The following is a 26,388-nucleotide window of genomic DNA, read 5'->3' on the forward strand; positions in this document are numbered from 1 at the left end:
GCGGGATGCAGCGGATCGCCGTCGTCCCGGATCCTTCGACCCCGTCACGCTCGGCCACCTCGACATCGTGCGGCGGGCCGCCCGCCTCTACGACGAGCTCGTGGTCCTCGTGGTGCACAACCCCGGCAAGACGCCGATGCTGCCGCTCGCGGAGCGCGTGGCGCTCATCGAGCGGGTGATCCGGGACGCTGGCCTCCCGGCCACCGTGCGCGTCGACTCCTGGGGAGCCGGTCTCCTGGTGGACTACTGCCGGCGCATCGGCGCGACCGTGCTCGTCAAGGGCGTCCGCTCGCAGCTCGACGTGACGTACGAGACGCCGATGGCCCTCGTGAACCGCGACCTGGCGGACGTCGAGACCGTGCTGCTGCTCCCGGATCCCGCGCACGCCCACGTGTCGAGCTCGCTGGTGCGGCAGGTCGAGGCCCTCGGGGGCGACGTCGCGCCCTACGTGCCGGCGGCCGTCGCGGAGGCGTCTGGCCGTACCGACGGGCCGGCTGACGACCTGTACCGTGTACGGGTGTCCAGGTTCCAGAAGACCCCATTCACGGTGCACGTCCACGACATCGTGCACCGCCCCGGCGAGATGCGCGAGCTCGACCTGACCATCGACCTCCCCGAGCGCATGGGGGAGGGCCTGATCGCCGTCCCCGCGGGCCGCGAGATGCAGCAGCGCCACGTCCGCCTCGAGTCCCTCCACGACGGCATCCTCGCCACGGGCGAGGTCGACACGGTGGCCGACGGCCAGTCCGCGCGCACCCTCGCCGACATGCAGGAGCGTGTCCAGGTCGATTTCGCGGAGATGTTCGCGTACTCTCGTGATGAAGCCTTCGACTACCAGGTCCAGGACGAGCACGTGGACCTGGAGCCGGTCATCCGGGATGCGGTGGTGCTGTCACTGCCGTTCCAGCCCGAAGTGCCGGGCGAGGACCTCGATCTCGATCTGGGTCCCGGCATCAGCCTGGTCCTCGCGGACTCCGACCCGGAGCCCGAGATCGATCAGCGCTGGGCAGCCCTGTCCGGCTTCCGAGCTTCCGAAGACAGCGGTGCGGCGCGTGAAGGCGCCGACACCGAAACGCAGAGAGATGAGAGTTAGTCATGGCCGTACCCAAGAGGAAGATGTCCCGATCCAACACGCGTGCGCGCCGCTCGCAGTGGAAGGCCGAGGCTCCAGCGCTCGTCAAGACCATCGAGAACGGCAAGGTCGTCTACTCCATGCCGCACCGTGCGCGCGTGATCGAGGACGCCGCCGGTACGCCCCTGTACATGGAGTACAAGGGCCGCAAGGTCGCCGACGTCTAGTCGACGCCCGCACGGGACGTCGGACATGACCGGCACCACGGGATCCCGCGTCCACGGCGACCGCGACGCGCTCCGGCGCCTCCTCGCCGTGGACGTGAGCCCCGAGCTCCTCGAGCTCGCGCTCACCCACCGCTCGTACGCGTACGAGCACGGCGGCATCCCGCACAACGAGCGCCTCGAGTTCCTCGGCGACTCCATCCTCGGGCAGGCCGTCACGGTCATGCTCTACCTCGAGAACCCCGACCTCGACGAGGGCGAGCTCGCCAAGCGGCGTGCCAGCCTCGTCTCGAGCGTCGCCCTCGCGGAGGTCGCCACCGGCATCGGGCTCGGCGAGCACCTGCTGCTCGGCCGGGGCGAGGAGCTGACGGGCGGCCGCGCCAGTCGTCGATCCTCGCCGACACGGTCGAGGCCATCATCGGCGCCTGCTACCTCGACGCCGGGGGAGAGGCCGCCACCGGCCTCGTGCTGCGCCTCGTCGCGCCCCTCCTGGAGGACCCGGCGCGCTTCGGCGCCGCCATCGACCCCGAAGACGGCGCTGCAGGAGTCCGCCGCGCGCCAGGGCCTGCCCGCGCCCGTCTACGACGTGAGCGACAGCGGTCCCGACCACAGCAAGCGCTTCCACGCCGTCGTCTCCGTCGGCGAGGCCGTGCGCACCACGGGCGAGGAATCCAGCAAGAAGCAGGCCGAGATGACGGCCGCGCTCGAGGCGTGGACCCGCCTCGAGGCGCGCACCACGGCCTGACCCGCGGTGCCCGAGCTCCCCGAGGTCGAGGTCGTCCGCGCCGGCCTCGCGCCGGCCGTGTCCGGCGCCCGCATCACGGGCGTGGAGATCCTCGACGCCCGCTCGCTCAAGCGCCACGACCCCCCTGAGGGCGCGTTCGCGGAGCTCCTCGTCGACCGGGTCATCACCTCCGCCGTCCGCCGCGGCAAGTTCATGTGGCTCCCGCTGGAACCCGATGCCGGACGCGACGGGACGGGTCCCCGCGCGCTCGTGACCCACCTCGGCATGAGCGGGCAGGTGCTCCTCCGCGAGCCGGGATCCGACCCCGACGGGCTGCTCCGCATCCGCATGGGCATCGAGCACCCCGCGCACGGCGAGCTCGTCGTCGCGTTCGTCGACCAGCGGATCTTCGGGTCCATGGCCGTGGACCGGCTCGTGGCCACGCCCGACGGGCACGCCGGCGGGCGGGGCTCGGACGTCGCGCTCGTGCCGACGCAGGTCTCCCACATCGCCCGCGACCCGCTCGACCCGGCCTTCGACGACGAGGAGCTGCTGTCGAGGCTCGCCCGGCGGCGCACCGGCATCAAGCGGGCCCTCCTCGACCAGACCCTGGTGAGCGGGATCGGCAACATCTACGCCGATGAGGCCCTGTGGGCCGCGCGGATCCACTACGCCCACCCCACCGACGCCCTGGGGCGCGGCCGCGCGCTGCGGCTCCTCGCCGAGGTGCGGCACGTGCTCGCGCGGGCCCTGGCCGAGGGCGGCACGAGCTTCGACACGCAGTACGTCAACGTGAACGGCGCGTCCGGCTACTTCTCGCACTCGCTCAACGCCTACGGGCAGCAGGGGAAGCCGTGCCCCCGCTGCGGCACGCCGATCGTCCCGCGAGGCCTTGAACCGCGGATCCCACCTCTGCCCGCGCTGCCAGGCGCTGCCCGACCCGGACGTCGCCGTCGCCTGAGCGGCTCGGGCGACACGCGAGGGACGCCCTCGCGGCACGACGTGACGTCAGCGTGCGTCGTCGACGGCGCGCAGCCAGCCGCTCGTGGCGACGTGCTGGAAGCCGAGGGCCTCGTTCACCGCGAGCATCGGCCGGTTCTCGTCGGCGTTCCAGGTGACGACGCGGTCGACCTCGGGCGCCTCACGTGCCAGGTGGCGCAGGTTCTCGACCTTGAGGAGCATGCCGAGGCGGTGACCGCGGTGCTCGGCCAGCACGAGCGTGTCCTGCTGGTAGGTGTAGGCGTGGCCGTCGGAGCGCCGGCCGCTGGGGGAGACGGCGATCTCGGTGAAGCCCACGAGGCGCCCGTGGCCGCGTGCTCGACTACCACGGTGGTCGAGACCCGTGCGGCCCGCGGCCGCGCGCCGGGCCTCGGCATCCCGGATCCGGTCGGGGTCCCACGGGTCCTCTTCCTGCGGGAGGTCGCCCGCCGGCGTGTCCGTCGACATGCGCGTGTGCAGCACGGCGAGGTCGTCGAGCAGGTGCTCCGGGGTCGCATCGACCCAGGAGAGCACGCGGTAGTCGTCGCCCGCGGCGCGGCGGGCGTCGGAGAGGCGCGCGGCGAGCGTCGGCGCGGCCTCCCGGGTGTCGAGCGCGCTCGTCCCGCGCGGTCTGGCCGAGGCGGTAGCCGGCGTCGACCGCGAAGCGCGACGACGGGTCGTCCGCCCCGACCGCGCCGACCCCGGTGGGCGAGGGGATGGGGGACCCGTCCGCCTCCGGGCGGTGCATCGTGAAGGCCGTGGCGTCCGGCAGCCCGCGTCCACGGCGATCCGCTCCACGCGCTCCCGGAGCTCCCGGCCGATCCCGCGCCGCCGGTGCCCGGGGAGCACGAGACGGCGACGTCGGAGGTGCGGCGGTCGGGTCGTTGAGCCAGGTGGAGAGGAGCCCGCGGCCGACGATCCGGCCGTCCACCCGCGCGGCGAGCAGGCGCTTCCGGACGTGGGCGACGTCGGCGTAGTCGGGGATGAGCTCCTCCGGCAGCCAGACGAACGCGTCGTGCCCGAGGTCGTGGGACTGGGCGCGGTTGACCACGTCGGTGAGCGCCACGAAGTCGTCCCACCCGGCGGCGCCCGGAGCGGTCGGCGGGCGGACCTCCTTGACGGTGGAGGGCGAGGCGTCGGCGTCGTGCGGCATGGGCGGCTCCCTCGGCGGTGGCGGTGACGCGCACGTCCGCGGGGGCCGGCGCTCCACCACGCTAGCGGCGGCGCGCGGCCGGACGCCGCGCCCGCGCGCGGCTCCCGGCCGCGACCGGCCCGTCCGGTACCGTGATCGGGACCACCACGCGAGGAGGGCGACGGGCGTGCACCTGAAGAGCCTGACCCTCAAGGGGTTCAAGTCGTTCGCGCAGCCGACCACGTTCCAGTTCGAGACGGGCGTCACCTGCGTCGTCGGGCCGAACGGATCCGGCAAGTCCAACGTCGTCGACGCCCTCGCCTGGGTGATGGGCGAGCAGGGCGCCAAGACCCTCCGCGGCGGCAAGATGGAGGACGTCATCTTCGCCGGCACCTCCACGCGCGGGCCGCTCGGCCGTGCCGAGGTCACGCTCACGATCGACAACGCCGACGGGGCGCTGCCCATCGACTACACCGAGGTCGCGATCCGGCGCACGCTCTTCCGCAACGGCGGCAGCGAGTACGCGATGCTCAACGGCACGTCCTGCCGCCTCCTCGACGTGCAGGAGCTCCTCAGCGACTCCGGCCTCGGCCGCGAGATGCACGTCATCGTCGGCCAGGGCCGGCTCGACAACGTGCTGCGCGCCACCCCGGAGGAGCGGCGCGGCTTCATCGAGGAGGCCGCGGGCATCCTCAAGCACCGCCGCCGCAAGGAGCGCACGCTCCGGAAGCTCGAGGGCATGCAGGCCAACCTCACCCGCCTCAGCGACCTCGCGGGGGAGATCCGCCGCCAGCTCAAGCCGCTCGGGCGGCAGGCCGAGGTGGCGCGCCAGGCGCAGACGGTCGCGGCCGTCGTCCGGGACGCCCGCGCGCGCCTGGTCGCGGACGAGGTCGTGGGCCTCCGCCGGGCCCTCGCGGAGCACACGCGCACCGAGGAGGAGCGGACGACCGAGCGGATGGTCCTGCAGGAGCGGCTCGACCGGGCCGTGCTCCGCTCCGCGCGCATCGTCGAGGAGCAGGAGGGCGACGAGGTCGACGGCGCGCGGCGCACGGCGTTCGCCCTGGAGCAGGTCCAGGAGCGGCTGCGGAGCCTGCTGTCCCTCGCGCAGCAGCGGCTCGCGCTCCTCGGATCCGCGGAGGACGCCCCCGAGGTCGCCGGGGGCACCACGCCCGCCCAGGTGCAGGACTCGCGCGACGAGGCCGGCCGGCTCGTCGCCCTCATCGCGGTCGCGGAGGCGGGCTGGGCGTCCGCGCGGCAGGCGACCGCGGCAGCCCGTCAGGCGCTCGACGCGCTCGACGAGGAGATCCAGGCCCAGAGCGCGCTCGTCTCCCGCCACGACCTCGAGATCGCCGGGCTGCAGGGGCGCGCCGAGACCGCGGGGTCCCGCCTCGCCGCCGTCCGCGGGGAGGTCCTCCGCCAGCAGAACGCGCTCGACGCCGCGCGGGCCCGGCTGCAGGCCGCCGAGGCCGAGCGCGAGCGCGGGGAGGCCGAGGGCGAGGCCGACGAGCAGGGCGGATCCGAGCTCACGCGCGCCTACGAGGACGCGCAGGCCGACGTCGCGAGCGAGGAGTCGGCCATCGAGGCCGTGCGCGAGGAGCTGCACGCCCGCGAGCGGGAGCGGGACGCCCTGTCCGCCCGCGAGCAGGCCCTCGCGAGCGCGCTGGACCAGCGCGACGGGTCGAGCGACCTCGTCGCCGCCGGACTCCCCGGCGTCCGCGGGCTCCTCGCCGAGCACGTGCACGTCCGGCCGGGCTTCGAGGCCGCCGTCGCCGCGGCGCTCGGGACCCTCGCCGACGCCGTGCTCGCCGAGACCCTCGACGACGCCGTGGCGGCCCTCCGCCGTGCCGTCGACGACGACCTCGGACGCGTCGAGGTCGTGGTCGCGGGCGACGCCGGGTCCGCGGACGCCGATGCCACGCCCGAGGGCGCGGCGAGCGGTGCGGGGGGCGGCGCACCCCGTCGCCATCGCCTCGGTCGTCGACGCGCCCGACGGGGTCCGGCGGATCCTCTCGGGCGTCGTGGTCGTGGACGACCTGGCCCGGGCTGTCGAGCTCGCGCAGGCGCCGGACGCCCCCGCCACCGTGATCACGCGCGGCGGGGACGTGGTGTCCGCGCACGTGCTGCGCGGCGGATCCGGTGCCACGCGCTCCGAGCTCGAGCTCGTCGCGGCCCGCGACTCCGCCGCGACGACGCTCACGGGCGTCCGCGCCCGCATCGACGACCTGCAGGTCGACCTCGCGGCCGGCCGGGAGCGCCTCCGCGCCGCTCGGGAGCGCGCCGCCGCCGCCCTCGGTGGCCTCCGCGAGGCGGACGCGCGCCTCGCCGCCCACGCCGAGCGCCTCAGCCGCTCCCGTGCCCAGGCCGAGTCCGCCGCCGCGGAGCTCGCGCGCGTGCAGCGGGGGCTCGACCTCGCGAGCGCGTCCGTGGATGAGGCCGTGGCCGCGTCCGACGCCGCGCGCCGCTCGCTCGACGAGGCGCGGTCCCGACCGCGGCCGGTGCTCGACGCCAGCGGACGCGACGCCCTCGTCGCCGAGTGGGAGGCCGCCCGGGAGGCGGAGATCGAGGCGCGCCTGCAGGTCGAGACCGCGCGCGAGCGCGTCCGCGCGGAGCAGGAGCGCACGGTCGCCCTCGAGCGCCGGCTCGCCGCGGAGCGGGCCGCCGCCGAGGAGGCGGCACGCCGCCAGGTCATCCGCCGGCGGCAGATCGCGCGGGCCGCGTCCGTCACCGAGGCCCTGCCGGCCGTCGTGCGCGCCGCCGCCCGCAGCACGACCGAGGCCCGGCTCGTGCTCGCGCGCGCCGAGGAGGCCCGCTCCGGCCGGAACGCCGAGCTCGCCGCGCTCCGCCGCGAGGAGGCCGACCTGCGGGCGCGCCTCCACGGGATCACCGAGGACGTGCACGGCCTGGAGCTGCAGATCTACGAGAAGCGCCTGCAGGTGTCGCAGCTGCTCGAGCGCGCGGCGAGCGAGCTGGGCCTCGGGGAGGAGGTGCTGGTCGCCGAGTATGGGCCGGACGTGCCGGTGCCCGACGAGGCGCCCCTGCCGCCGCGCCGGCGCACGCCCGCCGCGGATGCGGGCGGCGAGGCGGACGACGCCGATGCCGAGCCGGACCCCGGGGCCCCCGCAGGGGACGTCCCGGCCGACGCCGCCGCCGCGGACGACGACCCGCCCGGCCCCACCCGCCCCTTCGACCGCGACGAGCAGCGTGCGCGCCTCGCGGAGGCCGAGCGCCGGCTCGCGCAGCTCGGCCGCGTGAACCCGCTGGCGCTGGAGGAGTTCGCCGCGCTGGAGCAGCGCCACCTCTTCCTCACCGAGCAGCTCGCCGACCTCCAGGCGACGCGGGCGGACCTCCTCACGATCATCGACGACATCGACCGCACCATGCAGGGCGTCTTCGCCGACGCGTTCGAGGACACCCGCCAGGCGTTCGACCGCGTCTTCCCGATCCTCTTCCCGGGCGGCACGGGCAGCATCCACCTCACGGACCCCGACCAGCTGCTGACGACGGGAATCGAGGTGAGCGTGCGCCCCGCGGGCAAGCGCATCGAGCGCCTGTCGCTGCTCTCCGGCGGGGAGCGCTCGCTCGCGGCCGTGGCCCTGCTCATCGCGATCTTCACCGCGCGGCCGAGCCCCTTCTACATCATGGACGAGGTGGAGGCGGCGCTCGACGACGCGAACCTCGGCCGTCTCCTCACGATCCTCGAGCAGCTCCGCGACACGTCGCAGCTCATCGTCATCACCCACCAGAAGCGCACCATGGAGATCGCCGACGCGCTCTACGGCGTCTCCATGCGGCAGGACGGCGTGAGCGCGGTCGTGGGCCAGCGGGTCAGCCGCGACCAGCCCGCGGCGGCGCCCTCCGCGGGCCGGGATGCTGCCGAGCACGGTGCCGCCGCCGCCGCAGCAGCGGAGCCGGCCGCGCCCTGACGCGCGGCTACGCTGGGCACATGGCAGCCCGCACCCCCTGGTCCCTCTCCGGCGCGCTCCGCGGCATGTTCGCGAAGCCCACCATCGACGAGACCACGTGGGACGACCTGGAGACGGCGCTCATCACGGCGGACTTCGGCCCCGACGTCACCGAGGCGACCATCGAGGACCTGCACGAGAAGGTCGACCGCTACCGCACCACCGACCCGCGCGACCTCCAGCGCATGCTCCGCGAGTCCATCGAGGAGCGCCTGGCGAAGCACGATCCGACCCTGAAGCTCAGCGCGCGCCCCGCCGTGATCCTGGTGGTCGGCGTCAACGGCGTCGGCAAGACCACCACCATCGGCAAGTTCGCGAAGTTCCTCCGCAACTACGGCCGCACGGTCGTCGTGGGCGCGGCGGACACCTTCCGCGCCGCCGCCGTCGACCAGCTCGCCACCTGGGCCGAGCGCGCCGGGGCCGACATCGTGCGCCCGCAGCAGCCCGGGCAGGATCCCGCCAGCGTCGCGTTCCAGACGGTCGAGCACGCGATGCGCACCGGCACCGAGATGGTCATCATCGACACCGCCGGCCGCCTGCACACCAAGGGCGGGCTCATGGACGAGCTGTCGAAGATCCGCCGGGTCGTGGAGAAGCAGTCGCCCATCGCAGAGGTGCTGCTCGTCCTCGACGCGACCACGGGCCAGAACGGGCTCGCGCAGGCGCAGGCCTTCATCGAGCACGGCGGCGTGACGGGCCTCGTCATCACCAAGCTCGACGGCTCCGCCAAGGGCGGCTTCATCCTCAACGTGCAGGAGCGCACGGGCATCCCCATCAAGCTCATCGGCCAGGATGAGGGCATCGGCGACCTCACGGGATTCACCCCCCACGTGTTCGCGCAGAACCTGGTCGGCTGACCCGGGGACCGGCGCGCAGCCGGCGCGGGTTGAGCTGCGGAGCCACCATGGCTACCTTCGGAACACTCTCGGACCGCCTCGCCGAGACCTTCAAGAACCTGCGCGGCAAGGGCAAGCTCAGCGCCGCGGACGTCGACGGCACCGTCCGCGAGATCCGCCGCGCGCTGCTCGAGGCCGACGTCGCGCTCGACGTCGTCAAGGCGTTCACCGCATCCGTCCGCGAGCGCGCCCTCGGCGGCGAGGTCAGCCAGGCGCTGAACCCCGCCCAGCAGGTCGTGCAGATCGTCAACGAGGAGCTCGTGGGCATCCTCGGCGGCCAGCAGCGGCGCATCCAGTTCGCCAAGCGCCCGCCGACGGTCATCATGCTCAGCCGCCTCCAGGCGCGGGCAAGACCACCCTCGCGGGGAAGCTCGGCAAGTGGCTGGCGAAGGACGGCCACACGCCGATGCTCGTCGCGGCCGACCTCCAGCGCCCCAACGCGGTGCAGCAGCTGCAGGTCGTGGGCGAGCAGGCGGGCGTCCCCGTCTTCGCGCCGGAGCCCGGCAACGGGCGCGGCAACCCCGTGCGCGTCGCCAAGGACGCCATGAAGCACGCGGCCGACAAGCAGTACAGCGTCGTCATCATCGACACGGCCGGCCGCTCGGCGTCGACCAGGAGCTGATGAAGCAGGCGGACATCCGCAAGGCCACCGACCCCGACGAGGTCCTGTTCGTCATCGACGCCATGATCGGCCAGGACGCGGTCGCGACCGCGAAGGCCTTCCAGGACGGCGTCGACTTCACGGGCGTCGTGCTCTCCAAGCTCGACGGCGACGCACGCGGCGGCGCGGCCCTGTCGGTCGCCTCCGTGACGGGCCGCCCCATCATGTTCGCCTCCACCGGCGAGGGCCTCGACGACTTCGAGCCCTTCCACCCCGGACCGCATGGCGAGCCGCATCCTCGACCTCGGCGACATCCTCACCCTCATCGAGCAGGCCCAGCAGGCCTTCGACGAGGAGGAGGCCATGGAGGTCGCCGCGAAGCTCGCGAGCGACAGCTTCACCCTCGAGGACTTCCTCAAGCAGATGCAGCAGCTGCGGGGCAAGGGCTCCATCAAGAAGATGATGGGCATGCTGCCCGGCATGGGCGCCATGAAGGAGCAGCTGGAGAGCTTCGACGAGAAGGAGATCGTCCGCACGGAGGCGATCATCCAGTCGTCGACGAAGGCCGAGCACCAGAACCCGAAGCTCCTGAACGGGTCGCGCCGGCTGCGCATCGCCCGCGGCTCCGGCATGACGGTCACGGACGTCAACGGCCTCGTGCAGCGCTTCGAGCAGGCCTCCAAGATGATGCGGACCGTCGCCCGCGGCGGCATGCCGCAGATCCCCGGCATGGGTCCGATGCCGGGCGCGCACTGAGCCGGAAGCCCGTGCAGCAGAAGAAGAAGGGCTCGAAGTCGGCAATCCCGCGAAGCGCGCGCAGAACGCGGCGCTCGCGTCCGGCCAGCGCATCGGCGGGCCCGCCGCACCCCAGGGCTCCGGCTTCGGCCTCGCGGGGAAGAGGGCCGGCGGCGCCGACGGCGCGCCCAGCGAGGAAGAGCTCGCGTCGCTCCAGAAGTTCCTCGGCCGCTGATCCCCGGCCGACCCGGAGGGCCCCTGTCGCGCGTGCGGCAGGGGCCCTCCGGCGTCCCCCTCGACGCGGCGCCGCGCGCGTGCCACCGTGGGGTCAGCACCGCGGCGCCCGCCGCGGTCCAGTGTGAGGAGCCCCCAGTGTTCGCACCCGTCACCGCCTTCAGCGGATTCAGCGTCGACGACGTCCGCGGCGCTCGCGTTCTACCGCGGCACGCTCGGCCTGGAGTCGAGGAGGTGCTGGAGATCGGGGATGATCCGCCTCGTCCTGCCCGGCTCCGGCGCGCGTGTCCTCGTCTATCCGAAGCCCGGGCACGTGCCCGCCACGTTCACGGTCCTCAACCTCGCCGTCGACGACGTGGAGGAGGCCGTGGTCGAGCTCAACGCCCGCGGCATCGAGACGGCCATCTACGCGGACATGCCGACGGACGCGCGGGGCATCATGCGCGGCAACGGACCCGACATCGCCTGGTTCCGCGACCCGGCGGGAAACGTCCTGTCCGTCGTCGAGGCGTGACGCCCCGACATCGGCACGTGCGGCACCCGCGGGCGCACAGCCGTCGACCGCGCCGCGCCGGAGTCGACGGGGGAGCTCGCCCCGCCTGCTGGAGCACGGGCGCGACCTCGTCCAGCGTCATCGCGTAGCCGGTCTGCGCGTCGACGGTCGAGGTCGCGAACAGCAGCCCGACGACGCGGCCCTGCGCGTCGAAGAGGGCGCCGCCGGAGTCCCCGGGGCGCACGGTCCCGCGCACGGAGTACCACCTCGCGCGTCACGGGCTGCTCGTGCTGGATGTCGGTGCCGATCGCCTCCACCACCTCGCGGATGCGCGCCCCGGTCGCCTGGTACGGTCCGCCGCCGGGGTAGCCGGCGACCACGGCCTCGTCCGCGGCCGCGAGCTCCTCGCCGAGGGCGAGCGGCGCGGCGGCGAGGCCCGGCACGGCGAGGATCGCGACGTCGCGCGCGGGGTCGAACACCACGAGCCGCGCCGGCAGCAGCTCGCCGGTGCCGCCCTGCTGCACGAACACCTCGTCGGATCCGGTCACGACGTGCGCGTTGGTCACGACGCGCTCGCCCTGCACGACCCAGCCGCTGCCGGACGAGGAGGTGCCGCACGCGGGGGCCGACGACAGGATCTTCACGACGCTGGACGCCGCCCGGCGCACGGCCTCGGGCACGTCCTCGTCGGGCGCCGCGGTGTCGGCGATGGACTCCTCGCCGTTCGCGAACACCCGCGGGTAGCCGACGTCGTGCAGGGCGTCGTCGAGGGCGGAGAGGGCCGTCCGCTGGAGACGGGGCTGACGCGGTCGAGGGCCGCCACGATGCGCGACGACGACGCTGTGCGCCGCGGGGATCACGCCGCTGGAGCCGAGGAAGCCGCCGACCGGACCGACACGGCCCACGCGGCCAGTCCCGCGACGGCGCCGACGCCCCGGTCGAGCCCGCGGGCGGCTCCACGGGGTCGGAGGAGGCGTGTGAGGACGCTGGCGACCTGCGCGAGGATCCCGCTGACGAGGGACGTCGTGACGAGCATGAGGAGCGCAGCGGCGAAGGTGCGCTGGATGCCGTCCGCGACACCGAACTCGTCGAGGAGCGCCAGGAACGCGGGCGTGATCGCGAGCGCCAGCGCGACGCCGAGGACGATGCCGACGAGGCCCGCGACCGTGACGATGGCCCCGCGGCGCCAGCCGGCGAGGGCGGCGAGCACGGCGACGACGAGGATGACGATGTCGACGGCGGGGCTCACCTCCACAGTGTGCCCCGCGTCGCCGGTCGCCTGAGCGCAGCTCCTCCACGAGGTGCGTGACCACGGGCGCGAGGGCGCCGTCGTTGTCCTCCGCCACGCGCAGCTGCCGCTGGTAGCTCGCGCCGCGGTCCACGATGTCGAGGATGCCGCGGAGCTCGGCCTCGCAGCCGAGCGCGTCGGCGGTGGAGAGGCGCTCGACCAGGGCGCGCGTGTCGTCGCCGACGAGGGCCTCCGCGCCCGCGGCGTCCTGGATGATGATCGCGTCCATCCCGTACCGGGCGGCGCGCCACTTGTTCTCGCGCACGAACCACGGCTGCATCCGCGGCAGCTCCTCGCCGCGGTCGAGCGACGCGGACATGTCGTGCACGAGGCACTAGCGAGGGCGCCGAGGGAGGCGATCTCCCGGAGCGTCGAGACGCCGTCGAACACGCGGGTCTCGAGCGTCCCCCACTTGGGCGCCGGTCGGATGTCCCAGCGGAGCTCGCTGTGGTGGTCGATGACGCCCACGTGCGTCATGTCGGCGACGAGCCGCTCGTACTCGGCCCACGAGCCGATCTCCGGCGGCAGCCCCGCGGTCGGCAGCTGCTGGAACATGAGGGCGCGGTTCGACGCGTACCCCGTCTCCTGACCCGACCAGAACGGGCTCGACGCGCTGAGCGCCTGGAACCTCGGGAGGTGCACGAGCAGCGCGTTGAGGATGGGCAGGGCCTTGGACGCGTCGTCGATGCCGACGTGCACGTGCACGCCCCAGATCATCATCTGGCGCCCCCACCGGGTGCGGTCGAGGAGCGTCGCGTAGCGCTGGTTGCCGGGCGTGACCTCCTGGTCGGGCCAGACGCTGAAGGGGTGGGTGCCGGCGCACATCAGGTCGATGCCGAGCGGGTCGGCGACGTCGACCACCTGCTCGATGAGGCGGGCGAGGTCGTCGACGGCGTCGCCCACGCGCGCGTGCGGGGCGCTGACGACCTCCACCGTGTTGGTGAGGAACTCCCCGGTCACGTGCGGGTGCGCGTCGTCGTGCGGGAACGAGCGGAGGATCTCGGGCGCGACGCCCGCCGAGCTCCCCGGAGCCCCGGTCGACGCACGCGAGCTCCCACTCGATCCCGACGCGGGACGGGGGCTGATGGGCGAAGTCGATCTGCATGCGGGTCCTGCCGTCCACGGGTCCTGGCGGCGCATGCGCCGGGTGTCGTCCGATCATGCCACGCGGTCCGAGGACGGGCGCCGGTGCGACGCCGCGTGGCGCGCCGCGGGGGATGTCCGGCGCAGCCCTGCATCTGCCATAATGATCTGTCGAGTCCGCGATCGTCCGACCCTCTAATCAGGCGCCGTGAGACCCCATCGAACCAATGCCGAGTGTGCCCCACGCTCACGGCCGTCAGTTCACCCCACACAAGAAAATTCAGGAGAATTGTGGCTGTCAAGATCCGTCTGAAGCGCCTGGGCAAGATCCGCGCGCCGTACTACCGCATCGTCGTCGCCGACTCGCGCACCAAGCGCAACAGCCGCGTCATCGAGGAGATCGGCAACCCCCAGCCCCACCGAGGAGCCCTCGTTCATCGAGGTCCAGTCGGACCGGGCGCAGTACTGGCTCTCCGTGGGCGCCCAGCCCACCGAGCAGGTCGAGGCCCTCCTCAAGCTCACGGGCGACTGGGGTCGCTTCAAGGGCGACAAGGACGCCGTCTCCACCGTCCGCACCCGCGAGGCGAAGCCCGCCTACGTCAGGACAAGAAGAAGCCGGTCCTCAAGCCCAAGAAGACCGAGAAGGCCGCCCCCGCGCCGGAGGCCGCCGAGGCCCCGGCCGAGGCGACCGAGGAGCAGGCCTAGCCCATGCTCGCTCCCGCGCTCGCGCACCTGGTCAAGGGCATCGTCGAGCACCCGGATGATGTCTCCGTGACGAGCAAGGGATCCCCCCGCGGCGAGGTCCTCGAGGTGCGCGTGCACCCCGAGGACCTCGGCCGGGTCATCGGCCGCGCGGGTCGCACCGCGAAGGCCCTCGGACGCTCGTCTCGGCCCTCGCCGACGGCCAGCGCGTCCGCGTCGATGTGGTGGACACCGATTCCTGACGACGACCTCCGTGACCCCGCGGCGTTCCGCGTGGGCCGGCTCACCAAGGCGCACGGGCTCAAGGGCGCCGTCGAGCTCGAGCTGTTCACGGACGACCCCGACAAGCGCTTCGTCCCCGGTGCCGAGTTCAGCCTGCAGGTCCCCGAGACCTCGCCGTGGCACGGCCGCACGCTGACGCTCACCGAGCTGCGCTGGTACAACAGCCACCGTCGGCTTCTTCGAGGGCGTCGCCGACCGCACGGCCGCCGAGTCGCTGGCCAAGGCCATCCTCTGGATGACGCCGCCCGCCGACGAGGCGGACGACCCCGACGCCTGGTACGACCACCAGCTGGTCGGCCTCCGGGTGCTCCGCGACGGCGTCGAGGTGGGGACCGTCTCCCTCGTCGACCACTTCCCGGCGCAGGACCTCCTCCACGTCGACACGCCCTCCGGCACCGTCCTGGTGCCGTTCGTGCAGGCCATCGTCCCGTCCGTGGACGTCGCGGCCGGCACGCTCGTCGTCACCCCGCCGCTCGGCCTGTTCGAGGAGATCCCGGAGGAGCCGATCCCGGCCCCCGGCGAGGACCTCCCCGCGGACGCCGCTCCCGCGGACGCCGCACCCGCGGATGCCGCCCCCGAGGGCGACGACGCCCGCTGACATGCGGATCGACATCGTCTCGATCTTCCCCGAGTTCTTCGGGGTGCTCGACATCTCCCTGCTCGGCCGCGCGCGCCAGTCCGGCCTCATCGACCTCCGCGTGCACGACCTGCGCGCCTTCACGCACGACCGCCACCGCACGGTCGACGACACGCCGTACGGCGGCGGCGCCGGCATGGTCATGCGACCCGGAGCCCTGGGGCGAGGCCGTCGACGAGGTCCTGGCGGACGGCACCGATCCGGTCGTGATCTTCCCGTCGCCGGCCGGCGACGTCTTCACGCAGGCCATGGCGCAGGAGCTCTCGGAGGAGGGCCACCTCGCCTTCGGATCAGCCGCTACGAGGGCATCGACCAGCGCGTCGTCGACCACACGGCGACGCGCGCGCGCGTCCGCCTGGTCAGCCTCGGCGACTACGTGCTGAACGGCGGAGAGGTCGCGGTCATGGCCATGATCGAGGCGATCGGCCGGCTCGTCCCAGGGCGTCGTGGGCAACCCCGCGAGCCTCGTGGAGGAGAGCCACTCCGACGGCCTGCTCGAGCACCCGAGCTACACCAAGCCGCCCGAGTGGCGCGGGCTGCAGGTCCCCGACGTGCTGCGCAGCGGCAACCACGGCGCCATCGCCGCGTGGCGGCGCGAGCAGCAGCTCGAGCGCACGCGTCGCGTCCGGCCCGACCTGCTGGCCGACCGCCGGCGAGCTGCGACGCCCCTGGGGCGCGGCCGTCGTCAGCCTCAGGAGCGTGCGGTGAGGATCACGGGGCCGGACTCCGTGATCGCGACGGTGTGCTCCATGTGGGCGCCACGGGACCCGTCGGCGCTGCGGAGGCGTCCAGCCGTCCTGGTCGGTCTAGATCTCGTCCGTGCTCTGGAGGAACCAGGGCTCGTAGGCGATCCAGCGTCCGGACGCAGCGGGGACGCCCGAGCCGGCCGGCCCTGGTTCGCGATGTGCGGGTCGCCGTGCATGGTGCGGCCGACCCCGTGGCCGCCGAAGTCCGTGTTGACCAGTAGCCCGCCTCCGTGGCCACCGCGCCGATGGCCGCCGAGATGTCGCCCGTGCGGCCGCCGGGCTGCGCGGCGCGGATCCCGGCGTCGAGCGCGCGGGTCGTCACCTCGATGAGGCGCACGTCCTCCTCGCGCGGGGTGCCGACGATGACGCTGACGGCCGAGTCGCTGACCCACCCGTCCACGGACGCCGCGAAGTCGAGGCTCAGCAGGTCGCCGTCCCGCAGGCGGTAGTCGTGGGGGAGCCCGTGCAGCACGCCGTCGTTCACGGACGTGCAGAGCACCTTGCCGAAGGGCATGGCGCCGAACGAGGGGTGGTAGTCGATGTAGCACGACTCGGCCCCCCGCGCGCGGATCATGCGGTGGGCGGCGCGGTCGAGGTCGAGGAGGTTCACGCCGACGTCGGCCTGCGCGGCGAGCGCCGTGAGCACGCTGCCCACGAACTCCCCGGCGGGTCGCATCTGGTCCATCTCGGCGGGCGTTCGCAGTTCCATCACGCCATGGATCCTACGGGAGGGGTGCTCAGCGGACCCTCCCGCGGCGCCCAGGGTCCACCTGGTGCCATTGCTCCATGCAGCAGTCCCGGCCCTCCGACTCCGCCGTGCGCTCTACCGCTGGCAGTTCGCCGCGGTCGTCGTCCTCCCCGCCTGGCTCCTCGTCGGCTGGGTGTTCCTTCGGCTCCGGCGGGTGCCGGGAGCTGCTCCTCGTCGGGCTCGGCGCCGCGGCGCTGGGCGTCGCCCTGCTCGCAGGGCTCGGCCTGATCCTCGGCGCGGCGCTCGGTCCGGACCGCACGGGCGGTCTCCTCGACGGACGCGGTCGTCATGGGCGTCCTCACCCTCGCCGTCGCCGGCGCGGGCACGCACTCGGCCGCGAGCACGTGGTGCGCGGTGGTCGCGGCGCTGGCCGCCGTGGCGCTCGTGGCGCTCGGAGTCCGGCAGCTCCTCGCGGAGACGCGCCAGCGCATGCAGGAGGTCATCGCCGTCATCGAGCGCGACGCGCAGCCGCGTCCCCCGGAGTGGCGCGCGGCCGAGGGCCCGGACGCCGGGCGGACCATCCGCCTCGACTGACCGGCGGCGTCCACGGCCCGGCGCTTTGCGCTCGACGCGCCCGAGGTGACACAATGGGCGATCGTGCCTGCCGCCGACCCTGCCACGGGGGAGTCGGCCATCCATGCGGGCCGTTCCCCTTCCAGACATTGATGCGCAGTCGACCCGTGGCGGCTGCAGAGAGAGCGGTACACCATGCACATCCTCGATTCCGTCGACAAGGCGTCGCTGCGGTCGGACATCCCCGACTTCCGCGCCGGCGACACGGTCAAGGTCCACGTCAACATCGTCGAGGGCAGCCGCTCGCGCATCCAGGTGTTCCAGGGCATCGTCATCGGCCGTCAGGGCGAGGGCGTCCGCGAGACGTTCTGCGTCCGCAAGGTCAGCTTCCAGGTCGGCGTCGAGCGCACCTTCCCGGTCCACTCCCCGGTCATCGACCACATCGAGGTCGTGACGCGCGGCGACGTGCGCCGCGCGAAGCTGTACTTCCTGCGCGACCTGCGCGGCAAGAAGGCGAAGATCAAGGAGAAGCGCTCCTAGCGCATCCCCAAGCGTCATCCCCCCGAGCTCCCGGCACATACACTTGCCGGGAGCTCAGGCGGTGTAAATGACAGACAGCACGGCGCCCGTGGAGACCAGATCCTCGGGCAGGCACAGCGGCAGCGGGTCGCGGGGATGGAAGACGTTCCTCCGGGACGTCCTCGTCATCTTCGTGGTGGCCCTCCTCGTCTCGATCCTGATCAAGGCGTTCCTGATCCGGTCGTTCTACATCCCGTCCGCGTCGATGGAGGACACCCTCCAGATCGACGACCGCATCGTCGTCAACCAGCTGACGCCGCGGCTCATGCCGCTGCAGCACGGTGACGTGGTGGTGTTCCGCGATCCCGGTGGCTGGCTGCTGCCGTCGCCCGAGGTCGCGAAGCCCCCGGTCGCCGCGGCCGTCGACTGGGCGCTCACCACGGTGGGCCTGTCGGCGTCCGACAGCAACGACCACCTCATCAAGCGCCTCATCGGCCTGCCGGGCGATCACGTCGTCTGCTGCAACTCGCTGGGGCAGATGAGCGTCAACGACGTGCCGCTGGACGAGCCCTACATCAAGCTGGTCCCGGGCGACACGCGTGCGTCCGACATCGACTTCGACGTGACCGTGCCGGCCGACTCGCTGTGGGTCATGGGCGACAACAGGGGCAACTCCGCGGACTCGCGCTACAACCAGGACGGTCCGACGGACGGGTTCGTTCCCATCGACCACGTCGTCGGACGCGCCTTCGTCATCACGTGGCCCATCGACCGCTGGACAATCCTCGGCGACCACCCCGAGACGTTCGGCGACGTCCCCGAAGCCGCACCCGCCGGCTGATGCCGGTCGCGGACCCGAGCCTCGACATCGAGCTCGAGCTCCTCGGAGCGGGCGCGGCGCTCGTCATCGGCTGCGACGAGGTGGGGCGGGGTGCGCTGGCCGGCCCGGTCGCGGTCGGCATGGCCGCCGTCGGCGCCGACTGCGGCGCCTTCCCCCCGGGGCTCCGCGACTCGAAGATGCTCAGCGAGAAGCGCCGCGAGGCCCTGCACCCGCCGGTCTCCGCCTGGGTGCGGCACCACGCGGTCGGCATGGCGTCCGCCGAGGAGGTCGACGAGCTCGGCATCACGGCGTGCCTCGGCCTCGCGGGTCGTCGCGCCCTCGTCGAGCTGCACCACCTCGGGGTGCCGCTGCTCGAGAGCGTCGTGCTGCTCGACGGCTCCCACGACTGGCTCACGCCCGCGCTCGCGCATCCCGTCCCGGTGCGCCTCAGGGTCAAGGCCGACCGGGACTGCGCGTCCGTCGCTGCCGCGTCCGTCCTCGCTAAGGTGCATCGCGACCGCCTCATGGCGGCGTGGCACGAGGAGTCGCCGGAGTACGGCTGGGCCGGCAACAAGGGCTACGGCAGCGCCGCGCACCTCGACGCGATCCGCGCGAGCGGCCCCAGCCGGATCCACCGGCGCACCTGGCTCGGCGGGGTGCTCCAGCCGACGGTCGCCTGACCCGTCCCGCTTCCGTCCCGGTCGCCCTCCCCGCCTGCTCCGGGCCCCGCGCGGCGCGGCCGGCGGCAGGACCGGCCGGACGTCGCGTGCTCCGGGGCCGGATAGTATCGACGGACCATGGATGACGACGAGTTCGAGGACTACGACCGCGAGGTGGAGCTCGCGCTCTACCGGGAGTACCGGGACATCGTGTCCCAGTTCAAGTACGTGGTCGAGACCGAGCGGCGCTTCTACCTCGCGAACGAGGTCGAGCTGGTGCGTCGCGACACGGAGCACGACTTCTACTTCGAGCTGAGCATGACCGACGTGTGGGTGTGGGACGTGTACCGCTCCGACCGCTTCGTCAAGTCCGTGCGGGTGCTCACCTTCAAGGACGTCAACGTCGAGGAGCTGTCGGCCAAGGAGTTCGAGCTCCCCAAGGAGCTGGCGATCGACGAGTAGGGCTCCTCCGGGTCCCTCCCCAGGGTGCGCCGCGCATGGCGCCGCACCTCGTGGGGTCGATGAGCGGGACGCATCCCGGCGGCAGCGCATCCTGCCCTCGGAGGTGCGCATGACACGCGAGCACGACCTGGGACGACGCGGCGAGGAGCTCGTCGCACGGCATCTGATCGACCACGGCTACGCGCTCGTGGAGCGCAACTGGCGGTGTCGCGAAGGCGAGATCGACCTCGTGATGACGCATGGGGGCACGACCGTCCTGGTGGAGGTCAAGACGCGCGCGGGCCTCGGTTTCGGGCACCCCCTCGAGGCGGTGACGCGCGCCAAGGCCGCGCGGCTGCGGGTGCTGGTGGGGCTCTGGTGCGCGGCCCACCCGGAGCGTCGCGGGCCCGTCAGGATCGACGTGGTCGGCGTGGTCTGGCCGCGCGGGGGACGGCCGTCGATCGAGGTCGTGCGGAGCGCCTGCTGATGGCCGTCGGTCGCACGCTCGCGGTCGCGCTCTCGGGACTCGAGGGGGCGCTGGTCGACGTCGAGGCGGACATCACCAGCCAGCTCCCCGGGTTCGTGCTCATCGGGCTCCCGGACGCGGCGCTGAGCCAGGCCCGCGAGCGCGTCCGCGCCGCGACCGGCAACGCGGGATGCGAGTTCCCCGTGCGCCGCGTCACCGTCAACCTCTCGCCGGCCGTGCTGCCCAAGCACGGGTCGGGCTTCGACCTCGCCATCGCCCTGGCGGTGCTCGCGGCAGGCGGCTCCGTTTCCGCGGAGTCGGTCGCCGGCACGGTCCACCTGGGCGAGCTGGGGCTCGACGGGCGGCTCCGTCCGACGCACGGCATCCTCCCGGCGGTGCTCGCCGCGCGTCGAGCGGGTGTGCGGCGCGTCATGGTCCCGCGCTGCCACGCCGACGAGGCGTCCCTCGTGCCCGACGTGCACGTCATCCCGGTGTCGGGGCTGCGCGACGCGGCGATCCACCACGGGGCGGAGCTCGACCCGGAGCCCGACGACGTCGTCGGGCCGGCGGTCGCCGCATCGAGCGTCGGGGAAGCGCGGACCACCGGGGACGTGGGCTCCCCGGAGCCGTGCCTGGGGGACGTCGTCGGCAACGAGGAGGCGGTGGAGGCGCTCGTCGTCGCCGCGGCGGGCGGCCACCACATGTTCCTCCTCGGCCCGCCCGGGGCCGGCAAGACGATGCTGGCCCAGCGGCTCCCGGGGCTGCTGCCCGACCTCGACGAGGAGGCGGCGCTGGAGGTCGGCTGCATCCGCTCGCTGTGCGGGGAGAGGCTCGGCCCGGAGCTCTCGGTCCGGCCTCCACTCGAAGCCCCGCACCACACCGCGAGCGCCGCCGGCATCGTCGGCGGCGGCAGCGGACGCATCCGCCCCGGGGCCGCCGTCCGCGCGAGCGCGGGAGTGCTCTTCCTCGACGAGGCACCCGAGTTCTCGGGTGCGGTGCTCGACTGCCTCCGCCAGCCGCTGGAGTCGGGCGTCATCAGCATCCACCGCGCCAACGGCATCGCGCACTTCCCCGGTCGGTTCCAGCTGGTCATGGCCGCCAACCCGTGCCCGTGCGGTTCGTACGGCATCCCGGGCGCGGAGTGCTCCGGTGCCCGCCCCAGGCGCGGCGGCGCTACCTGGCACGTCTGTCCGGTCCGCTCATGGACCGCATGGACATCCGTCTCGCCGTGCGTCGGGTCACGACCGCGGTGCACCTCGCCGCCGATGCGTCGCCCCGGACCACCACGGCGTCGGCGCGCGTGCGCGTCGCGGCCGCGCGCGCGGCCGCCGCCGAGCGCTGGGCGCCGACGTCCTGGAGCACCAACGCGCGTGCATCCGGCACGTGGCTCCGTCGTGAGGCGCGCGTGGCCCGCGCGGCGACGGCGTCCCTCGACCGCGCCCTCGACCGCGGAATGCTCACCATGCGCGGGTACGATCGCGTCCTCCGCATCGGGTGGACGCTGGCCGACCTCGAGGGCGCTGCCGGTCCTGACGCGGACCACCTGGGGCGGGCGCTCCTCCTCCGGGGTGCGTCGTGAGCGCCGCGGACGCTCCCGATCGCGGACCGGGTGCCCGACGCACCCTCGCGGTGTCGCGTCTCGGGCTCCCGGCCAGGGAGCTCCACGACCTGATGGCCGCGCTCCGCCCCGATCGGGTCGAGCCCGGCGACGCGGACGACCGGTGGATCCCGGAGGAGGACGCCGCGCGATGCACCTGGTCCGGCATCGCCGAGCCCGGCGATCGCGTCGCGGGTGCCGTCATCGGCGTCCTCGGGGCCGGCACCGCCCTGGCTGCCCTGGTCGACGGCTGTCCCGCGCCCGCCGTCGTCGGCTCGATGCGGGATGCGGGCCTCGATCTCGACGAGGACGGACGCGTCGCCCTCGAGCACGAGGTGGGAGCAGCGGTCGAGCGATGGCGACCCCGGGTGGTGCGCACCGAGGCTCTGGCACGGCTGCGTGCCGCGCGGGCCGTGGGCGCCCGCGTCCTGGTGCCGGGTGCCGCGCTGTGGCCTCTCGGCGCCGACGACCTGGGACCCCACGCACCGCTGGTCCTCTGGTCCACCGGCTCACCGGAGGCGCTCGCGGCGCTGTCGCGCTCGGTGTCGATCGTCGGGGCCCGGGCCGCGACGGGCTACGGCGAGCACGTCACGGCGGACATCGCGGCGGGTCTCGTCGATCGCGGCGTCGCCGTCGTATCGGGCGGCGCCTACGGCATCGACGGCGCGGCGCACCGCGCGGCCCTGGGATCCGGTGGCCGGACGGTCGCCTTCCTGGCCGGAGGGGTGGACCGCCTCTATCCGGCGGGGCACACTGACCTCTTCGAGCGGATGCGGCGCGAGGGCGCGGTGGTGTCGGAGCTGCCGTGCGGGGCGTCCCCCACCCGGTGGCGCTTCCTGTTGCGGAACCGGCTCATCGCGGCGGTGAGCGCGGCCACCGTCGTGATCGAGGCGGGCGCGCGCAGCGGCTCGCTCAACACCGCCAACCACGCCCTCGCGCTGGAGCGTCCCCTCGGGGCCGTTCCCGGGCCGGTGACGAGCGTGTCCTCCTCCGGCTGCCATCGGCTGATCCGCGAGTCGGGAGCCGCCCTCGTCGCGTCGGCCGACGACGTGATGGAACTGGTGCCCGGCTGGAGCGGCGTCGCCGCACGGCACGGGGACGACGGCGGGCCGCTGGGTCCGCCATCGGAGGCTCTGCCCGGCGTCACGGAGCAGGCGGGAGAGCCGTCCCGACGGAGATCCGCGCGTCGGCCGCGTCCTCGACGCGCTGGCTCTGCGGCGCGCCCGGGAGACGTCGGACGTCGCGGCCCGCGCCGGTCTCGGCGTGGCCGAGACGTCGTCGGTGCTGGGGCTGCTCGAGCTCGAGGGGCACGTGGCGCGGCCCGACGGTGGATGGGTGCGACGGCCGTCGGCGCGGTGACCGGCACGAGCGTCGAGGTGACGGGGACGCTGCGGCTCGGCCTGCCGCTCCCGGCACCGTCCGGGCCTCGACGGATCCTGGTCCCGCTGCGTCCAGCCGCCGCCCGCTCCGCGCGCCGACGAGCGCGATGCGGCGGTGCCCGTAGCCTTCGGGCGTGGGAGGAGCGCGAGCTGATGACGGCGTCGACGGGCGGTCCGCCACGTCCGGCACGGCGGGCGGGACACCGCTGGAGCGCGACATCGCGGAGTTCGCGACGTCCCTGAGCCGGGAGCGGGGGAGCGCCGCCCACACCGTGCGGGCGTACTCCGCGGACCTCCGGGATCTCGCGGCCCACGCCGCCCGCCAGGGCGTCACCGTCTCCCGGAGCCTCGACCTCGAGGTCCTGCGCGACTGGCTGTGGCGGGGATCGCAGGCCCGCCTCGCGCCCGCGACCCTCGCGCGTCGTTCTGCGGCCGTCCGCGGCTTCGGGGCATGGCTCCTCCGCACAGGGCCGGGTCGATGCCGACCCCGCCGTGCGCCTCAAGGCCCCTCGCGCGGGAACGCACCTCCCGCGGGTCCTCGCTCGGGAGCAGATGGCGGCGCTCCTCGTCGAGCTCGCCGAGAGGGCGGCCGAGGACGACCCGGCGGCGCTCCGCGACCTCGCGGTCATCGAGCTGCTCTACGCCTCGGCCCTGCGGGTCTCCGAGCTCACCGGGCTCGACCTGGGCGACGTGGACGACTCGCGGCTCACCGTGCGCGTCGTCGGCAAGGGCGACCGGGAGCGGGTGGTGCCCTTCGGCGTCCCCGCCGCGGACGCACTCGCGGCCTACGTCGACCGCGGGCGCCCTCGGCTCGTCGCGGCCCGTACCGGATCCGCCCTGTTCCTGGGGGCCCGCGGCGGACGCCTCGGCTCCCGCGCCGTGTACGGCCTCGTGGCCGCGCTGCTCGCGGACCTCCCCGGGTCGGGCCCCCAGGGGCCGCACGCGCTCCGGCACACCGCAGCGACCCACCTCCTCGACGGCGGGGCGGACCTCCGCACGGTCCAGGAGATGCTGGGTCACGCGAGCCTCGGGACGACGCAGATCTACACGCACGTGTCCGTCGAGCGCCTGCGTCGCAGCTACGAGGGAGCCCACCCGCGGGCCTGAGGCATCCGGGCCGCGCTCCGGAGACGGCGTTCCGCGACGGCGGCGGCCGGGCCTGGTGCGCCCGGGATCTGGCGCGTCATGGACGTCGCGGCGCTCACGGAGATCGGGGCGCCGGACGCCTCCCGACTCCCGCCTCCCTCCGCGCGCCTCACGGATCGAGGGGCAGGAGCACCGCGTGGCGCAGGCCGGCGAGGAGCGCCTGCGGGTCCACGTACGCGCCGTGGAGCCGGGCGCCGAGGTGGAGCCCGCCGTCGGGCTCGTGCCGTGGCCCATCGGCGAGGACGCCGACGACCTGGCCGGCGGAGACCGCGTCGCCCGTGGAGACGCCCGGCACGACCGGCTCCATCGAGGAGACGAGCCCGTCGGCGTGCTGGATGCTGACGACCGGCCGGTCGACCACCACGCCGGCGAACGAGACGATGCCGTCGGCGGGCGAGTGCACCGCCGTGCCCGGTACGACGGCGATGTCGATGCCGCGGTGGCCGGGCCCGTAGGGGGTGCTCGGCGCCTCGAAGCGCCGGGTGACCGCATGCGGAGGATCCACCGGCCAGGACCATCGCGGCGCCGCGGTCCGCGACGCGAAGGTCGCGGACAGGGCGGGCGGGACCCCGCGCGGGACGGCATCTGCCGGCATCGATGCCCCGATCCCGCTGAGGAGGCCCGACGCCACCAGGACCGCCCCCACCCTCCTTACGGCAACGCCGTCGCGCATGGGCGCCTCCTCTCCCGGGCGGCGCGCACGGCTGCCGGGGGAGGCAGCATCCCGCGCTCGGAGGGTGCATCCTGCGGGGTGACCGGTCCGGCGGAGAAGTGGCAGAGTGGACCGTTGTGGACGAGACGACGACCCCCCGGGATGACAAGAAGCTCCAGCGACGCGCGGTCGGGCTGGCGGTCTCGGCCGCGGTGGGGGGCTTCCTCTTCGGGTTCGACTCGTCCGTCATCAACGGCGCGGTCTCCGCCATCCAGGGCCGGTTCGAGCTCAGCGAGACGCTCATCGGCTTCGCCGTGGCGAGCGCGCTCCTCGGGTGCGCGGTCGGCGCGTACCTCGCCGGCCGGATCGCCGACCGGTTCGGCCGCCGCTGGACGATGATCGTCGGCGCCGCGTTCTTCTTCGTCAGCGCCTTCGGCTCCGGCTTCGCCTTCAGCGTCTGGGACCTCACGATCTGGCGCGTCATCGGCGGGCTCGGAATCGGCATCGCCTCCGTCGTCGCCCCCGCGTACATCGCGGAGATCTCCCCGAAGCTCCTCCGCGGTCGCCTGGCCTCCCTGCAGCAGCTCGCGATCACCCTCGGCATCTTCACCGCCCTGCTCTCCGACGCCGTGTTCGCCGAGGCGGCGGGCGGGGCGTCCGAGGGGTTCTGGTTCGGGCTCGAGGCCTGGCGCTGGATGCTGCTCGTCTGCGCCGTGCCGGCGATCGTCTACGGCGTCCTCGCCTTCCGCCTCCCGGAGTCCCCCCGCTACCTGGTCGAGAAGGGCCGGAAGGACGAGGCGCAGGAGATCCTGGCGAGCGTCTGGAAGCAGGAGGACATCGACCGCGCGAGCCGGGACCTGGAGCGCCAGATCGAGGAGGACCGCGTCGCCAAGCGCACGGGGACGCTCCGGGGGAACCGGTTCGGGCTGCAGGGGATCGTCTGGATCGGCATCATCCTGTCCGTCTTCCAGCAGTTCGTCGGCATCAACGTGATCTTCTACTACTCCACGACGCTCTGGCAGGCCGTGGGCTTCGACGAGTCCCAGTCGCTGCTGACATCGGTCATCACCGCCGTGACCAACGTCGCGGTGACCTTCATCGCCATCGCGCTCGTCGACCGCATCGGCCGTCGCCCCATCCTCCTGTCCGGCTCGCTCGCCATGGCGGTCTCGCTCGCCGTCATGGCCATCTGCTTCAGCCAGTCCTCCACCGAGGGCGGCGAGGTCTCGCTGCCGCAGCCCTTCGGCGTGATCGCGATCATCGCGGCCAACGTCTTCGTCATCGGGTTCGGCGCGTCGTGGGGACCGCTGGTCTGGGTCCTCCTCGGCGAGATCTTCCCCAACCGCATCCGCGCGAAGGCGCTGGGCGTCGCGGCCATGGCGCAGTGGATCGCGAACTTCGCGATCACCGTGTCGTTCCCCGCCCTGTCGGCCTTCTCGCTGCCCTTCACCTACGGCATGTACGCGGCCTTCGCGGCGCTCTCGTTCGTGTTCGTCCTCATGCGGATCCCGGAGACGAACGGCATGTCCCTCGAGGAGGCCGAGACCCTGTTCGTCGACAAGCCCCGGAAGCGCAAGGACGCCGCGCGCGCCTGATCCGCCGTGCCGCCCGGCCGAGAGCCGTGCGGGTGGTACCATCGACCAGCACCCGATCCAGGTC

The 26,388-nt window shown here is 73.9% G+C and carries 18 protein-coding genes and 14 pseudogenes; 25 read left to right on the forward strand and 7 right to left on the reverse strand.

Annotated features, from left to right (window positions below; all coding sequences use genetic code 11):
* Nucleotides 1-5 precede the first annotated feature (5 nt).
* The 5 genes and pseudogenes from coaD to mutM all read left to right on the forward strand — a co-directional run.
* A pseudogene (gene coaD, locus ACZ411_RS04850) lies at nucleotides 6-472 on the forward strand (pantetheine-phosphate adenylyltransferase); the annotation flags it as partial.
* Nucleotides 473-517: 45 nt separating this feature from the next.
* A complete protein-coding gene (locus ACZ411_RS04855; RefSeq protein ID WP_464169259.1) occupies nucleotides 518-1,093 on the forward strand; it encodes a YceD family protein in 576 nt (191 codons plus the stop codon).
* Nucleotides 1,094-1,095: 2 nt separating this feature from the next.
* A complete protein-coding gene (gene rpmF / locus ACZ411_RS04860) occupies nucleotides 1,096-1,299 on the forward strand; it encodes a 50S ribosomal protein L32 (RefSeq protein WP_464168914.1) in 204 nt (67 codons plus the stop codon).
* 25 nt (nucleotides 1,300-1,324) lie between these two features.
* A pseudogene (gene rnc / locus ACZ411_RS04865) lies at nucleotides 1,325-2,041 on the forward strand (ribonuclease III).
* Between the two features lie 6 nt (nucleotides 2,042-2,047).
* Nucleotides 2,048-2,981: pseudogene (gene mutM, locus ACZ411_RS04870) on the forward strand (bifunctional DNA-formamidopyrimidine glycosylase/DNA-(apurinic or apyrimidinic site) lyase).
* A 47-nt stretch (nucleotides 2,982-3,028) separates the two neighbouring features.
* Here the strand turns inward: mutM and ACZ411_RS04875 are convergent.
* On the reverse strand, nucleotides 3,029-3,316 hold the full coding sequence (locus tag ACZ411_RS04875; RefSeq protein ID WP_464168916.1) for an N-acetyltransferase family protein: 288 nt from the start codon (nucleotides 3,314-3,316) through the stop codon (nucleotides 3,029-3,031).
* A gap of 25 nt (nucleotides 3,317-3,341) precedes the next feature.
* The gene (locus ACZ411_RS04880; protein WP_464168918.1) at nucleotides 3,342-4,151 is read right to left on the reverse strand and encodes a hypothetical protein; all 810 of its coding nucleotides are present in this window, start codon (nucleotides 4,149-4,151) and stop codon (nucleotides 3,342-3,344) included.
* Nucleotides 4,152-4,317: 166 nt separating this feature from the next.
* Here ACZ411_RS04880 and ACZ411_RS04885 point away from each other — a divergent pair, with 166 nt between their 5' ends.
* From ACZ411_RS04885 to ACZ411_RS04905, 5 genes and pseudogenes are all read left to right on the forward strand, one after another.
* On the forward strand, nucleotides 4,318-6,561 hold the full coding sequence (locus ACZ411_RS04885; protein WP_464168920.1) for a chromosome segregation SMC family protein: 2,244 nt from the start codon (nucleotides 4,318-4,320) through the stop codon (nucleotides 6,559-6,561).
* Nucleotides 6,521-8,053, forward strand: coding sequence for an AAA family ATPase (locus tag ACZ411_RS04890; RefSeq protein ID WP_464168922.1), 1,533 nt, complete (start codon nucleotides 6,521-6,523; stop codon nucleotides 8,051-8,053). The genes ACZ411_RS04885 and ACZ411_RS04890 overlap by 41 nt, the downstream gene beginning before the upstream one ends.
* A 20-nt stretch (nucleotides 8,054-8,073) precedes the next feature.
* Nucleotides 8,074-8,949 carry a signal recognition particle-docking protein FtsY gene (gene ftsY, locus ACZ411_RS04895; protein ID WP_464168924.1) on the forward strand — a complete coding sequence of 292 codons (876 nt, stop codon included), beginning with the start codon at nucleotides 8,074-8,076 and terminating at the stop codon, nucleotides 8,947-8,949.
* Between the two features lie 47 nt (nucleotides 8,950-8,996).
* Nucleotides 8,997-10,559, forward strand: a pseudogene (ffh, locus tag ACZ411_RS04900) (signal recognition particle protein).
* 137 nt (nucleotides 10,560-10,696) lie between these two features.
* Nucleotides 10,697-11,072, forward strand: a pseudogene (locus tag ACZ411_RS04905) (VOC family protein).
* Here the strand turns inward: ACZ411_RS04905 and ACZ411_RS04910 are convergent.
* From ACZ411_RS04910 to ACZ411_RS04920, 3 genes and pseudogenes are all read right to left on the reverse strand, one after another.
* Entirely contained in the window at nucleotides 10,964-11,956 is a 993-nt protein-coding gene (locus ACZ411_RS04910; protein WP_464169261.1) for a trypsin-like peptidase domain-containing protein, read from the reverse strand. The pseudogene ACZ411_RS04905 and the gene ACZ411_RS04910 overlap by 109 nt on opposite strands.
* Complete coding sequence (locus tag ACZ411_RS04915; protein WP_464169263.1) at nucleotides 11,908-12,306, reverse strand: CvpA family protein; 399 nt, start codon at nucleotides 12,304-12,306, stop codon at nucleotides 11,908-11,910. The genes ACZ411_RS04910 and ACZ411_RS04915 overlap by 49 nt, the downstream gene beginning before the upstream one ends.
* Before the next feature lie 106 nt (nucleotides 12,307-12,412).
* Nucleotides 12,413-13,479 (reverse strand): annotated as a pseudogene (locus tag ACZ411_RS04920) (glutamate--cysteine ligase 2); the annotation flags it as partial.
* A gap of 234 nt (nucleotides 13,480-13,713) precedes the next feature.
* Here ACZ411_RS04920 and rpsP point away from each other — a divergent pair.
* The 5 pseudogenes from rpsP to ACZ411_RS04945 form a co-directional block, all read left to right on the forward strand.
* Nucleotides 13,714-14,127 (forward strand): annotated as a pseudogene (gene rpsP, locus ACZ411_RS04925) (30S ribosomal protein S16).
* Between the two features lie 3 nt (nucleotides 14,128-14,130).
* A pseudogene (locus ACZ411_RS04930) lies at nucleotides 14,131-14,366 on the forward strand (RNA-binding protein).
* Nucleotides 14,344-15,004, forward strand: a pseudogene (gene rimM / locus ACZ411_RS04935) (ribosome maturation factor RimM). The pseudogenes ACZ411_RS04930 and rimM overlap by 23 nt, the downstream one beginning before the upstream one ends.
* A gap of 1 nt (nucleotide 15,005) precedes the next feature.
* Nucleotides 15,006-15,410, forward strand: a pseudogene (locus ACZ411_RS04940) (tRNA (guanosine(37)-N1)-methyltransferase TrmD); the annotation flags it as partial.
* A gap of 100 nt (nucleotides 15,411-15,510) precedes the next feature.
* Nucleotides 15,511-15,627: pseudogene (locus ACZ411_RS04945) on the forward strand (tRNA (guanosine(37)-N1)-methyltransferase TrmD); the annotation flags it as partial.
* A gap of 107 nt (nucleotides 15,628-15,734) precedes the next feature.
* Here the strand turns inward: ACZ411_RS04945 and map are convergent.
* Nucleotides 15,735-16,501, reverse strand: a pseudogene (gene map, locus ACZ411_RS04950) (type I methionyl aminopeptidase).
* Nucleotides 16,502-16,825: 324 nt separating this feature from the next.
* Here map and ACZ411_RS04955 point away from each other — a divergent pair.
* The 9 genes and pseudogenes from ACZ411_RS04955 (at nucleotide 16,826) to ACZ411_RS04995 (ending at nucleotide 24,038) form a co-directional block, all read left to right on the forward strand.
* Nucleotides 16,826-17,071, forward strand: coding sequence for a hypothetical protein (locus ACZ411_RS04955; protein ID WP_464168926.1), 246 nt, complete (start codon nucleotides 16,826-16,828; stop codon nucleotides 17,069-17,071).
* A 174-nt stretch (nucleotides 17,072-17,245) separates the two neighbouring features.
* On the forward strand, nucleotides 17,246-17,590 hold the full coding sequence (rplS, locus tag ACZ411_RS04960) for a 50S ribosomal protein L19 (protein WP_012298189.1): 345 nt from the start codon (nucleotides 17,246-17,248) through the stop codon (nucleotides 17,588-17,590).
* 67 nt (nucleotides 17,591-17,657) lie between these two features.
* Nucleotides 17,658-18,410 (forward strand): signal peptidase I, encoded by a 753-nt coding sequence (gene lepB, locus ACZ411_RS04965; protein ID WP_094115630.1) that lies wholly within the window; start codon nucleotides 17,658-17,660, stop codon nucleotides 18,408-18,410.
* Nucleotides 18,410-19,069 (forward strand): ribonuclease HII, encoded by a 660-nt coding sequence (locus ACZ411_RS04970; protein WP_104289095.1) that lies wholly within the window; start codon nucleotides 18,410-18,412, stop codon nucleotides 19,067-19,069. Before lepB ends, ACZ411_RS04970 begins: the two co-directional genes overlap by 1 nt.
* A gap of 117 nt (nucleotides 19,070-19,186) precedes the next feature.
* Nucleotides 19,187-19,510 (forward strand): DUF2469 family protein, encoded by a 324-nt coding sequence (locus ACZ411_RS04975; protein ID WP_012298192.1) that lies wholly within the window; start codon nucleotides 19,187-19,189, stop codon nucleotides 19,508-19,510.
* 109 nt (nucleotides 19,511-19,619) lie between these two features.
* Entirely contained in the window at nucleotides 19,620-19,976 is a 357-nt protein-coding gene (locus ACZ411_RS04980) for a YraN family protein (RefSeq protein ID WP_464168956.1), read from the forward strand.
* Nucleotides 19,976-21,534, forward strand: a pseudogene (locus ACZ411_RS04985) (YifB family Mg chelatase-like AAA ATPase). The gene ACZ411_RS04980 and the pseudogene ACZ411_RS04985 overlap by 1 nt, the downstream one beginning before the upstream one ends.
* A 92-nt stretch (nucleotides 21,535-21,626) precedes the next feature.
* Complete coding sequence (dprA, locus tag ACZ411_RS04990) at nucleotides 21,627-23,174, forward strand: DNA-processing protein DprA (protein ID WP_464168958.1); 1,548 nt, start codon at nucleotides 21,627-21,629, stop codon at nucleotides 23,172-23,174.
* Nucleotides 23,138-24,038: pseudogene (locus tag ACZ411_RS04995) on the forward strand (tyrosine recombinase XerC). Before dprA ends, ACZ411_RS04995 begins: the two are co-directional and overlap by 37 nt.
* 148 nt (nucleotides 24,039-24,186) lie before the next feature.
* On the opposite strand, the gene ACZ411_RS05000 reads toward ACZ411_RS04995, so the two are convergent.
* A complete protein-coding gene (locus ACZ411_RS05000) occupies nucleotides 24,187-24,750 on the reverse strand; it encodes a murein hydrolase activator EnvC family protein (RefSeq protein ID WP_464168960.1) in 564 nt (187 codons plus the stop codon).
* A 98-nt stretch (nucleotides 24,751-24,848) separates the two neighbouring features.
* On the opposite strand from ACZ411_RS05000, the gene ACZ411_RS05005 reads away from it, so the two are divergent.
* Entirely contained in the window at nucleotides 24,849-26,324 is a 1,476-nt protein-coding gene (locus ACZ411_RS05005) for a sugar porter family MFS transporter (protein ID WP_464168962.1), read from the forward strand.
* The last annotated feature ends 64 nt before the right edge of the window (nucleotides 26,325-26,388 follow it).

The sequence above is a fragment of the Clavibacter sp. AC415 genome, assembly GCF_979252985.1.